The sequence below is a fragment of the Marinoscillum sp. 108 genome, from assembly GCF_902506655.1.
GTDB classification, from domain to species: Bacteria; Bacteroidota; Bacteroidia; order Cytophagales; family Cyclobacteriaceae; genus Marinoscillum; species Marinoscillum luteum.
Genome location: NZ_LR734808.1, coordinates 3,428,480 through 3,441,994, shown reverse-complemented (window position 1 = coordinate 3,441,994; position 13,515 = coordinate 3,428,480). Strand labels below are relative to the sequence as shown.

The window sequence follows — 13,515 nt, the reverse complement described above, 5'->3', positions numbered from 1 at the left end:
GCTATAAGCCACGCTGATCGCCGGAAAAGGTGGTGACCCTCACCTGACTGGCGGTAGCAGGTAGGAGCACTTTTCTGGATCCCTGCGACAGGTAGGTGTGCCCATAGTACACCTCCTGGATACGCTTGCTCCCTGAGGCATCAAGGTACTCCACCCGGGCATCCGTAGGTTTCAAAGTAATGACCTGTTGCCCACTGATAGCCACCGAAAAAGCTTTTAAAGGCCCCATGTTCTGGGCGGCCAGTATCTTCGTGTCTTCCTCACTGTTGATGACATACGTCAGGCTTTTGGCATCCTCCGGCACATAGACGCCACTCTGCTCCATGCCCGTTGGCCTAAAAGTGCCGTCGCCAGTTCCAACCACGAGTAACCCTTTGAAGGCGTCATACCGCCCCTGCAGCACTTCGTTGCCATAGTCGTTGCCCACCATCAGTACGTCCAGATTTCCATCATTATTGAAATCCGCGGAGATCATACCATAAACGGGCGCCACCTGGCACTCCAGCGGCAGTGGAGTCATGGCAAAGCGTCCATCACCCAGGTTTTCTATATAGGCAGACTCCATGTAGGTAGCATGATATGCAGTAGCCCCCGACAACTGCTCCGTCGAAAAAATATCTGTAATACCCGCCCTGGCAAAATCTGCATGCATCCTGAAATCCGCCTTTATTTTGGTCATTTGCTTGATCATATCTCCGCGTCCAAAAAACGGAAACTCCTTAAGCTTCCCCTGCTCATCCGGAAGAAAAACTGTCGGCACTGCATCCAGCCCTTCATTGTGATCAAAATCTGAAGCATAGATGCCAATTGGCGTTTCTGTAGATGCCCTATTGATGGTATTGAGTCCCAGATTTCCAGCCACATAATCTACATCTCCATCTCCATCAAAATCTCCGGCACTGAGGCTGTTCCACCAGCCCACGTTTTCACCCACACCAGAGGTAGCGGTCACATTGCGGAAGGTTCCCTTTGTGTTTTGTAAAAAACTAATGGGCATCCATTCCCCAGCAAGGATCAGATCGGCGCTCCCATCATTGTTGAAATCGGTCCATAGGGCATCCGTCACCATCCCAAAATCTTCCATCAGCGCCGAGGCCTCCTCGTCAATGACGAATTCTATATGCTCCTTATCTGATTCATTCCTAAGAAAATAACTACTCGCTGGCAGCGGATAATGCAGTGGCACTTGCCTGCCTCCGATGAATAAATCCAAATCTCCATCCTGATCATAATCGGCAGCCCTCACACATGACCCACTCACCAAAAATGGCGGCAACGCTCCCCTATTCAAAACAAACCGTCCATCGCGGTTCTCGTAAAACCGATCCTGATAGCTGGAGTCCTCAGGTGTCAGCTCATAGCTGCCATGGACCAGGTAGAGGTCAAGATCACCATCCAAATCCGCATCAAACAGTAAGGTGCCCAATTCTTCCCCTTTGGTTTTATTGTTTATCTCTGGAAGCAAGTCTTGCTTGATGAAAGTTCCCTCAGGCTGCTGAATCAGAAAAGTCCCTTTTTTGAAACGTGAACCACTCATGTACACATCATCAAGCCCATCACCATTCACGTCACCCACGGCCATGCCGGGCCCATACTGAGAGAGTTTGTGAGGCAAAAGCGGCTGTACATTGAAGTCAATGAATTCCTCTTCTTCATGAACATATCCAGCCACAACGTCATCTGGTAGAGCCTCAAAACATTGAACTGAACCTGCTTCTCTCACTGGTTGCCTCCTCTTGGCATTTTCGATGTCCAAAGTAATGTTCTCATTGACCGGTACGTTGGAGAGGGCCTCCACTTCACCAGTAGGCCAGTACACCACCACGGAATCCACTCTGGCAGACTGTCCGAGACCAAAAACCAGTGTAGGATCATTACTGGAGAGGTATCCGCGGTATGGGCTGTGGTCCCAGTAAAGGGTGTTCCCTCCATGATAAACTTTCAGTTGCGCCCCTATTCCTCCCGGGTTCAGACCTCTTCCCTTCAGTCTTATTCGGATCCAGTTATTAGGACTTTCCTTTTTTCGATTACTCAAATTCTCGTAAATAGAAGCCGGATCATTGATGTTATTGACCACATAGTCAAGGTCACCGTCGTTGTCCAAATCTCCATAAGCCGCTCCATTGGAAAAGGACGGCTCGCTAATGCCCCAGGCAGTAGTGACATCTTCAAACTGCACACCGTTGATATTGCGATAAGCATAATTTCGAATCTTCACTGAGGGTATTCTCGCCAAAAGCATAGATTTTTTGGCATAGCGGCCCACTTCTACATTATAATCTGAAAAATCCCGATCAGTGATGTCTTTAGGAAAGCCATTGGTAATGATTAAATCCCTGTACCCATCATTGTCAAAGTCGGCCACCAAAGGTGCCCAGCTCCAGTCTGTAGATGACACCCCCGCAAGGAGTGCCACATCCCCGAAAGTAGGCTCACCTGTGACCGGACTAAAGCCCTGGTTAAGCTGTACAGTGTTTCTCACACATTGATATTGATAATCATATTTTTCATTGTTGATGTACCCGGTGTAATTATTGTTCATCAACATGGTCTTTTTTCGGAAGTTATCCTCCGGAAGCATATCCACGGCGACTATATCCGGATAGCCATCATTGTTGATATCTACCACATCATTGCCCATAGCCGAATAGCTGGTATGCGGCAGAAAGGCTTTGGATCGGTTGGTAAAAGTGCCATCCTGATTGTTGATATAAACAAGGTCCTGTGTGAGGTAATCGTTGGTCACATAGATATCACTCCAGCCATCTCCGTTGATGTCGGAGACATTCACTCCCAGGCTGTAGCCTTCATAAATGATACCAGCTTCTTTGGATACTTCTGTAAAAACCGGATGACTCAGGCTGTCGTTCCAGTCATTTCTGAAAAGCTTATCCACCCTGTCCAGTGCTTCTGTGTGGCTTTTTTTGTACACGTTGGGAATCATTATCGGGTCCATCTTATTGATGGCCAGGTAGACATCCAGGTCTCCATCTTTGTCATAATCCAAAAAAGCGGCTACCGTAGTATGACTGTTGTCAGCTAATCCATAAGCCTCGGCCTGATCCTCAAAAACCGGAATCCCTTCCTCAAGGCCCTGATGGATAAAGAGCATGTTTTTCCTTTTCTTGGGGTCAGAGTAGACAGTAGCACAGACATAAATGTCCAGCCAGCCATCCGCATTTACATCTACCACCGCTACTCCCGAGCTCCATTTGTCCAGAGCTCCCACACCTGCTTTGGTGGTAATATCCTTAAAAGTCATTCCGCCCTGATTAAGGAAGAGTCTGTTGGGAACCATATTCCCGGTGAAAAACACATCCGAAAGCCCATCATTATTAAAATCTGCCAACGCGACACCTCCCCCGTTGTAGACATATTCAAAGTCAAGGATATTGAAGCTATCGTTTTCTGTGATCTCGTTATTGAAATTGACATGAGTGAGGTCCATTGGTAGCGACTTGAAGGCGGTCTTTTCCTCACAAGAAACAAGGCACAAAAAGCTAAAAGTGGCGAAAAGCCAGGAATTAAGAATTTTTTGGTTGGTTCTTCTCATACTATTGAGATCATTTAGATTTTGGTGAAATGGTCAACTGATCACTTTTTTGATGTCCCAGTATCCACTATTCTGCTTCGCGTTTAGCCCGTGAAAAAAGTAAAGCCTCCTGATTATTTCTGGCTACCAAAATGGCCTTTTGCCCGTCGATATCCAGCAACGAGGCATCCCGCACTTCTCCATTGACCGTGATACCACTTTGAGCATTGGTCACGTAAGTAAAGGCCCTATTGCCTTCGCCTTTGAGGAATACCCCTTTATTGGCAGACTGAAAACCCACTTCCGGTTTTAAACCATGAAAGTTGCCCAACAACAAGAGATCTTTGATTCCATCATTGTCCATATCATCTGCCACGATGGCATAAATGGGCGCCACCTGTGCTTCCAGAGGAAGTGCCTCCAACTGGTAATCGCCATCATTGCTCCAAAGCACGGCACTCTGAAGTAAGGATACCGAATAGGACGCAGCTTCCGCCCGCTGCTGCTCATCAAACAACGTTTCATAAGTGCTGCCGGCATACTGCTCATAAGTAACTGCCTTTTTCTTAATACCGGGTATTTGGCCCGTGATGTCCATTTTGGAGGCAAAAGGATATGATTGGTCTTCAACCTGTGGGTACCAGTTGAGGATAAACTCCGACTTTCCATTTTTGTCAAAATCATTCACATACATAGTCAACGGCTTTTCTATGCTGGCCTTAAACTTGGTATTCAGCCCCCAGTTGCCCAATACATAATCATCCATACCATCACAATCCAGGTCTACGGCCTCTATGCGGTTCCACCAGCCGTTGGTCCCTGGAATGGCATAAGCCTCCTCAAGCCCCTGGCCATTATTGAGGTAAACAGACACGGGTAGCCACTCTCCCACCACGATCAGGTCTTTGCGATCATCTCCATTGAAGTCACTCCAAACAGCATCGGTCACCATGCCAGCTCCACCCAAACTCTGAGGCTCCACGTTGGTCCAAAGACCGTTATCATTTCGGAACAGAAAACTTCTGGGAATTAGTCCATAATTACCCGGGATCACACGCCCCCCAACAAACAAATCCTGATCCCCATCCTGATCAAAGTCTTCCGCCAGAATACATGAAAAATTACCAATGGCCCGCGGGGCTCTTTCTACTGATCGATTGAACACCCCATGCCCATTGTTATCGTAGTACCTCAGCACATGTGCGTCAAGTCCACGGTTAAATTCATTCCCTCCAGAGCCTATCAGGAGGTCCAGATCACCATCCTGATCTAAATCAAACAATACTCCGCAGGTACTCTCAAAAATGGAATCTCTGAGTAAAGACCCTTGTGGCTTCTGCTTGAACCGGCCGTTGGATTCTTGTAAGAAGACCTTATCGGGATCTCCAAATGCCCCGAGGAGTATGAAGTCATCTTTCCCATCTCCATCAACATCTCCCTCGATCACCCTTGGTCCCTGAGTAGATAGCTTTCTGGGAAGCAGACGCTCATGGTTGAAGTCATTAAAATCATTCTCCTTATGTCGGTAATTACCCTCCAAAGTGGTCTGTGTTACTTCGCTGTAAAGAGACTGAGCACCTGGCTCGGTCTGTCGGAACGTGTCATCCGCATCCGGGTAACTCAGCGTGAGTACCGTATTCACGACAAGGTCTCGTAAGGTTTGTCTTTTCAGGTCTGGCCAAACGACCTCCAATGAATCCAACCGCTGAAGGGACCCCAAACCAAAATTAACTACCGGCTCCACGGAGCTCTGAAATCCCCGGGAAGTAAAATTCTCCAATCTTTGTCGCTTGTCACCGGAATAGACTGTGACCCGAGCTCCAATGCCAAAAGGGTTCTTTTCCGGGCCTTGAAACTTCACTTTGAGGTAGGCATGACCGAAAAGCGTATCTGTCTGGTTCTGATAAATGGAGGCAGGTGCATTGATGTTGTTCACTATCAGGTCCAGGTCTCCGTCATTGTCCAGATCGGCATATGCCGAGCCATTGCTAAATGAGGGGATCCCCAAGCCAAGTGAGTCCGCCTGGTTGATAAATGTGCGATTGCGCTGATTGATGTAGGCGTAATTCGAAATCTTGGTGGAAGGCAGATAAGCCAACAAATCGTTAACGTTGAGTTTTCCCTCTTTCTGAACAATCTTTTTGATGTTTTCCCTGTCGGAAGCAAAGCTGGCAAAATCCATTGAGGTGATGTCCCGGAGTATTCCATTGCTCACAAATATGTCTTTCCAGCCATCATTGTCCATATCGAAGATCAGGGCACCCCAGCTCCAGTCACTGGCCTCTGTATTTGCCAAAGCGGCCAACTCCTGAAAATTCCCATTTCCATCATTGAAATGGAGACAATTTTGCAATACCTGAATGTGATAATCTGCTCTTACTTTTAGCTCCTTCACATTGGTTTCGTCAAACCTGGTCATGGTTTTTAGTCGTTGATTGTCCGGAGGAAGCATTTCTGTAGTAAATATTTCTGGAAATCCATCATTGTTTAGGTCAGCCACATCTGCACCCATACTGGAGCCAGATACCACATCGGTGCGGGAGACAATCTCCTCAGAAAAGGTACCATCCCCCACGTTGAGATAGAGGTAATCCCTTTCCCAAAAATCATTGGCAATGTAGAGGTCGGGCCGCATGTCGCCGTTCAGATCACTGACGGACACTCCAAGTCCAAAGCCCACTGCTCCTCCATAGATACCGGCTTCTGCACTGATGTCTGTAAATAGACCATTGTCATTTCTGAGAAGCTTATCACCCCCAAGGGTATCCCGCAACTCTCTGCGCTGGGTGAAAAGCTCCACCCTGTCGATCGATTTGAAGCTATTGTTCAGCAAATAACAATCAAGGTCACCATCCCCGTCAAAATCAAAAAATGAAGCGTGTGTAGAGTACCCATGATCATCCAGGCCAAAGACAGCAGCCGATTCTACAAAGGTGAGGTCGCCCTGATTGATAAATAATTCATTCGTTTTATTGGAGCCTTCCAGGTCTCCGGAGTTGCACACATAAATATCCAGCCAACCATCTCCGTTTACATCGGCCATGGTGACGCCCGTGCTCCAACTTCTGGTGCCTTGCACACCGGCCTTCTCCGTAATATCTTCAAAACTCCAGTTCCCTGTGTTGAGGTAGAGTTTGTTGGCTGCCATATTCGCAGTAAAGTAAATATCCGGCCATCCGTCATTATTCAAATCCCCGATAGCCACTCCTCCTCCGTTGTAGAAATTCCGGTAATTGAAAATATTGAAGTCTTCCTGATCCCGTACCTCATTGACAAAAGAAACTCCCGTCTGATCAATTGACATTTCCTTGAAGAGGAGACCCTGATCTAAAGAATTTGGCTCACAGGCCATCACCAAAAGTGACAATACAATCAGAGGTGAGGTAAAAAATTTTGTGCAGGTCATTTAACTTAATTTAGTCTGTATTCCAACTCAGGTAATCCTTAGGACAGAAAAGTGTAAAACAAAAGGCAGATGATTGAGATCTGCCTTTTGGTTAATGAAAATACAATAGTGGTCCTGATTACCAACCAGTATTCTGTTTCAGAATTTGCTCACCGTTTCGGGTATTCGCATTGATCTGAATGGTAGGAATAGGATACCATCTGTGTCTTGCTTCATAGGTAGCAGCATCAGCATAATAACTTCTGGTTTTCGCTGCGTATTCGGTGTATTTGTTCAATACCTCCGCGGCAATCCCCCACCTTCTCAGGTCAAAGAAGCGATGACCTTCGAGGGCCAATTCAAGTCGTCTCTCCCACCTTACAGCGTTCATAGCAAATTCAGAACCATTGGAAGCAAAAGTGCCAGCCGGATAAGGCTGTACGTCATAGTTGGCCCACTCAATACCCGGATCATTGATATCATCCGTGATGACTGCAGCACCACCTCCATCTACAAATGGTCCCTGTGCGCAGTTACCTGCACGTTCCCTGATGGCATTCACCAGGTCCTCCGCAGCGGATAGATTGCCCAGTATGACTTCAGCTTCAGCCAAAAGCAACATGGCATCAGCCAGTCTGATAATAGAAAAGTTGATACCATTGTAAGCATTATTATTCCATCCACCTGTTGAAACCGGATCAGCCTTGTAATGGGTGAACTTCTTGGGGCTATATGGCCCCGAAAAAGCTCTGTCCCTGATCCAAGATGCATCATGAATGTCCCAATCCCAGTAAGGTACGTTGTCTCTTCCAATGGTCAAGTCAATACGTGGATCAACCGCATCAGTAGACGGATCAAGTTCAGAATCATTATAGTTGTCAAACATCGGTAATCCATTGGCATCTACCTTGTAGGCATTCACCAAATCCTGAGACGGCTGATGAAATCCGCAACATCCAAAGCTGGATCCTGCAGGGAACGCGAGCTGATTCAGCCAGTTGGCATTTCTAGAGTTGCCACCATCATTGATAGACGACTGCACACTGAAAATCATCGCAGGATTATTCTCAGTAGATGTATGGAACATATCCTTGAAGCATGGTGTCAACGACCTAGAAGCCACCACGGGATCCAAATTATCCTTGGCACTAGAGGCATCCGCTGCACTGCCTGATTCTCCGTACTTATACATATAGAATTTGCCAAGCATAGCACGGGCAGCGTCTTTGGTAGCCCGACCGGCATCATCTTGAGTAGCAGGCAGTAAATTGACAGCTGCGGTCATATCCGCAATGGCATCTCCCAGCGGGTCCACACCCTCGTTTGACTTCACAAAGTCCTCATCTGCTTCCGTGAAATAAGGCACATTTCCCCACACTTTGTATAATTCAAAATGATAGTAAGCTCTCAGAAAACGAGCCTGACCTTCCAAATTATCTCTTACTGCATCGGGAAGATCTGCACCACCGAGCAAACGAATCGTTGAATTCGCTCTTACAACTCCTTCGTATGAACTCACCCATTTGTCATTCATAATGGAATTACCAGCTGACCACTGATAAATCTCCAGCTGAGTCATTTCCGCAAAGTCAGTTTGCTCTGAACCTTTATAGGCATCATCAGAAGGCACACTTCCAAAAATCCAGTTTTGAGGATTCGCTGACCATGTGTTCGCTCCATCGATATTCATGCCATCCAGCAGGGCGTAAGCGCCTACCAGGGCAGCATTGATACCTTCTTCATTCTGAAGATTGGACTCCCCCAAAAAACCCTTGGGTTCTTCTTCTAAAAATGATTCGCCACAAGCTCCAAGAAGACTCGCGATAGTCAGGAAAAGAATACTTTTTATAATTGATTTTTTCATCTCTTTATTATTTATCATAAATGATTAAAAAGCAGCATTTACACCAATCATGAAGATTTTGGATGCAGGATAGTTACCCAGGTCATAACCTGTCCATCCATCATTCTGCAATCTTCCGTCTACTGCGGTACCAATGTTAGCATTGGATAGTGCAGGATCTATGCCGCTATAACCCGTAATGGTAAATGCATTTTGAGCTTGCACGTAAACTCTCAAGCTGGAGATGCTGGAGATGCCAGCCGTAGGAATGGTATATCCCAGCGTAATGTTCTGAGCCCTCAGGTAAGAACCATCCTCCACATAGAAATCACTCGACTGACTAGCGAAGGTGTCTCCCCCGTCAAGCTTTGGAAGTGAGGCGTTTCTGTTGTTCTCTGTCCAGGTATCTGTCAATACATCTTTACTCATGTTGGAATTGAACTGACCAAAGTGAGTAAACAGCTTGTTGTAGTTGTAGATATCATTTCCAATAGAAGCAAATAACATCACCGAGAAATCAAATCCTTTATAGTCTAGTCCAAGGTTCAATCCCATGGTCAGGTCCGGATGTGGATTGCCAATGACCCCAAGGTCATCACCATTGATCACACCATCACCATTCAGATCCTTTCTTCTAAACCTACCAATGGCTGCTCCTGCCTGATCCAATGCTGCTACATCTGCGGCATCCTGGAAAAATCCATCGTTGGTATAACCATAAAAGCTGGAAATAGGAGAACCTACCTGCCATACATTCACCTCACCAAATCGTTTGTCAATACCCGCAGGGAAAATGGCACTAGCCTCACCATCTAACTTAACGATTTCATTTTTGTAGTGAGACAGATTAAGGAAAGCATTGAACCCAAGGTCTCCTGAAAATCGCTCTCTGTAACCAAGACCCAAATCCCAGCCGGTGTTTCTCATGGAGGCCACATTTCTGAATGAGGCCTGAGAGTTACCTGCAGAACCAGCATTAGTTGGGTCAAAAATCAGGTCATTGATATCTCTTTGATACACATCAAATACTACACTGACCTTCCCATCAATAAGGGAGGCATCCAATCCAATATTCATTGATTCATTCTCTTCCCACTTGGTATTTGGATTACCATATCTATAAAGGGTAAATCCGGGCGTCATAGAGCCTCCAGTACCACCAAGATCGTATCCAGCATCACTTGGACTTCTACCACCGTATCTATCATATGCATTGTATGACACAGGGATGTTCTGATTACCTGTAATACCCCAGCCTCCTCTGACTTTCAAGTCATCTATGAAAGAGACACCATTCATGAAAGACTCTTCGGAAACTCTCCAGCCAACACTGACGGCAGGAAACACTCCGAATCTATTGTCTCCCAAAAACTCAGAAGTCCCATCTCTTCTCACAACTCCGCTGACCAGATATTTGTCTTTGTAGGAGTAATCAACCTGACCAAAGACAGAGGAGAGTGCTACCACACGCTCCTGGCTACCAATAGAACTGAAGGTAGAGTAGCTGAGATTTAGAAATCTCACATTAGGATCAATGAATGCAAGATCATTCACCTGACCGTTAATTTGCTTAAATTGGTTTTTGACCCCTTCCTGGCCCGCCAACAATTTCAGAGAGTGATCATCCCCAAACTTCTTGTTGTACTCCAAAGTATTGGTCCATACCCAGTTTAGATAAGTCTGGTGCGTCTCCTGGTAACTGTTGCTGCTATTGACTTCTCTGTCTTCATATCTTGGGAAGTTGGCACTTGGCTGAAAATTCTGTCTGAAATCCACACTAAAGCTGGACCGTACTTTTAGTCCTTCTATCAGCTCGTACTCTCCAAAAATGTTGGTCAATACTCTGAAATCCGTGCCAATATCGTGTTTATTATTTTTAGCAAATGCTACAGGGTTTTTTCCATTTGAGAATCCGTTGGTTTTACCTCCAGCGTAGTTTCCAGCCACGTCATAGACGGGGACAATGGTATTCATCAAAAGAGTCTGAGTGACCGTATTCTGCTCGTTTTGGTTTCCTCCCTGCTGGTCCACAGTCTCTGAACGAGCGACGGAAAGCGACTCACCAAAAGTGAATTTACCAGAGTTCACTCGGCTATTCAATCTGGCTGAAAGCCTTTCAAATCCGGTATTGATCATGGTACCATCTTGCTTAAGGTATCCTACAGAAGAGCTAAAAGTTGCATTCTCAGAACCCCCTGAAATACCAAAATGATGCTCAGTGATTAAAGCAGGGTCAAAAACGGCATCCCACCAATCTGTTCCATCCTTATTGGATCTCATGATGAGATTATCTGGGAAAGAATAGCTAGCTTCATTTGGGTTAGCAGGAATCAGGAAGTCATCATCTGCATTGTCGGGCGTACCATTATCACTCGTAGCCACAGGGAAGAAATAATCCGGAATGACTGGATTGTTAGGATCTCCTCCATAATAATTGGTCAAAGCAGGATTCTTGGCAATTTGTATCCGCGCGTAATCCACAGGATCTTTGATCAGGATATCGTTGTAACCTCCCACGGGATTCTGCACACCAGCATATCCATCGTACGTCACTTTAATTTTCCCTGGTTTTCCCTGCTTGGTGGTGATGATAATCACCCCGGCATTGGCTCTCGATCCATAGATAGAGGAAGCAGAAGCATCTTTAAGTATTTGCATACTCTCAATGTCATTTGGGTTCAAACCATTCATGGCTTTGTCTCCCTGGATCTGCACTCCGTCCACAATGATCAATGGATCACTACTCCCAAAGGAGCTAATCCCTCTGATTCGTATGTTGGTGCCACCCCCTGGAGAACCCGAGTTGGAAACAGTCACCCCAGTGGCTCTACCTGCAAGTTTTTGGGAAAAACTTGGTGCTTTGATGGCATTAAGAGCCTCAGCGTCCACTACCGTCACCGCACCAGTGATATCTGCTTTACGCTGTGAGGTATAACCTGTCACTACTACCTCAGCCAGAGACTGCACGTCATAGTTCATGGCAACATCGATGGTGGTTCGTCCATTGATGGCCACTTCCTGAGTAAGGAAACCAACGGAAGAAAAAACCAGTGCATCGGCATCCGAAACGGCCAGTTTGTATGCGCCGTTAAGGTCTGTTACCGTACCGGTGGCCGTACCCTTGATGAGCACTGTCACGCCCGGCAGCTCCGCTCCATCTTCATCAGTGACAGTCCCAGAGACTGTAAATTCCTGCCTTGTGAGGTAGTTTTCCTCCACACTCACATTTTTGGCCTGGCTACGGTTTACATGGATATTATCGTTGATTCGCTTGAAGCGTAAATCTGTAAGACCAGAAAGGTCCTCTAGTATCTCTCCCACACTCTTATTGCGTCGGTTGAGAGTGACTTTATTCGCATCGATATTCTCGTCGTTGTAGGTAAAGAGGAAATCGGTCTTTTCCTCCAGTTGCTTGAACACCTCAATGACTGACACATCCTTGGCATGAATAGATACCTTGATCTCGTAAACGCTCTTGTTTTGAGCACTGGTTTCCTCTGCATACAAAAATGTCGCAAAAATCACCTGAAGAAAAAGTACTTGAAAAAGGAGTTTAGACATGGTTAGAATTTCCCTTAGTAAATTGTTTTTCATATTTTTAACTGTTTTTAGTTAAGTAAAAATTGACTGCTAAAAACCGCCCTTGCCCACTGAGTTCCCCAACTTGTGTTTGGCAAGGGTTTGTTTTTTTAGGTTTTGTTAGATTGGTTAGTTGCGTTTTACTTTTTTTCTCTCATAGATTAAGATGGTTTTATGGTTCATTTCATAGTTAAAATTCGACGTATAGCTTAACCCCTCGAGGATCAACTCGAGCGATTTTTGTTTATATTCTCCACTGTATTTACCAGCAAGTCTGGTTCCTTCTGCCACTTCAAAAGTCACTCCATACCATTTCTCCAGCTGACCGAAAATCGTCAGTAAATCTTCGTTTTCGAACAATAAAGTGCCATGTGTCCAGGCCATTGATTTTCTCTGATCGAACCGCTGACGCCTCAGGTCATTGCTCTCTTTATCATAGACGCCCATTTCGTTGGGAAGTAAAATGGTGGATCTGCCTGTTTCGGTCTGCACCTCCACCTTACCGGTCAGTACAGACACGCTAGCCTCTGTCTCTTCTTCGAAATGCTTCAGGTTGAAGGAGGTTCCCAACACTCGAGTGGTAAAGGCACCGGATTCAATGACAAAAGGCCTTTCCGGATTATGAGCCACATCAAAGAAGCCCTCACCCTCAAACTTGATCAGCCTCAGGTTAGGCCCGAATCCTTCAGGATATTTGATTGTACTACCCGAGTTCAACATCACTCTCGTGCCATCTGGCAATTGCACAGTCTTTTTCTGCCCATACTCCGTGGCTGCAACTTTCCAAACCAATGAAGGCTCGTTGGCGGGTACTGAGTCATTGTAATTGAGATAAAAAATCAAGGAAAATCCTAGTAAGAACAGAAGGGAGGCCGCTACCCGATAAGAATGCCTCAGCACAAAATTACTCACTGATCTGATCGCTCCGCGTGGTGCCTTATGCTGGAGAATTCGCTCCATCAGGATAGAATATTCATCCGACTTCATCGAGTGCTCCTGCTTATAGTGGATAGATTTGACCAACTCACGAGCCATCTCCACATCGCTCACCTTCTCAGGGTGTCGCTTTAGCCAATTACTCCAGAAATGATCCGCTTCCGGGTGCTGATGTATCACCCAGTCCACGAAAAACTCATTTTGGAGAAAGTCTCCTACCTCAAATTCTTTAAAATCCAT

5 protein-coding genes are annotated in these 13,515 nt (G+C 46.0%); all 5 read right to left on the bottom strand.

Going from position 1 to position 13,515, the window contains the following annotated elements:
• Position 1: 1 nt before the first annotated feature.
• Entirely contained in the window at positions 2–3,553 is a 3,552-nt protein-coding gene (locus GV030_RS13995) for a CRTAC1 family protein (RefSeq protein ID WP_159583067.1), read from the bottom strand.
• Positions 3,554–3,620: 67 nt separating this feature from the next.
• Positions 3,621–6,938: a VCBS repeat-containing protein gene (locus tag GV030_RS13990; RefSeq protein ID WP_159583065.1), complete on the bottom strand. Its 3,318-nt coding sequence runs from the start codon at positions 6,936–6,938 to the stop codon at positions 3,621–3,623.
• A 118-nt stretch (positions 6,939–7,056) separates the two neighbouring features.
• The gene (locus GV030_RS13985) at positions 7,057–8,781 is read right to left on the bottom strand and encodes a RagB/SusD family nutrient uptake outer membrane protein (RefSeq protein ID WP_159583063.1); all 1,725 of its coding nucleotides are present in this window, start codon (positions 8,779–8,781) and stop codon (positions 7,057–7,059) included.
• Positions 8,782–8,805: 24 nt separating this feature from the next.
• Complete coding sequence (locus tag GV030_RS13980) at positions 8,806–12,354, bottom strand: SusC/RagA family TonB-linked outer membrane protein (protein ID WP_159583061.1); 3,549 nt, start codon at positions 12,352–12,354, stop codon at positions 8,806–8,808.
• Positions 12,355–12,468: 114 nt separating this feature from the next.
• Positions 12,469–13,515: a FecR family protein gene (locus tag GV030_RS13975; protein ID WP_159583059.1), complete on the bottom strand. Its 1,047-nt coding sequence runs from the start codon at positions 13,513–13,515 to the stop codon at positions 12,469–12,471.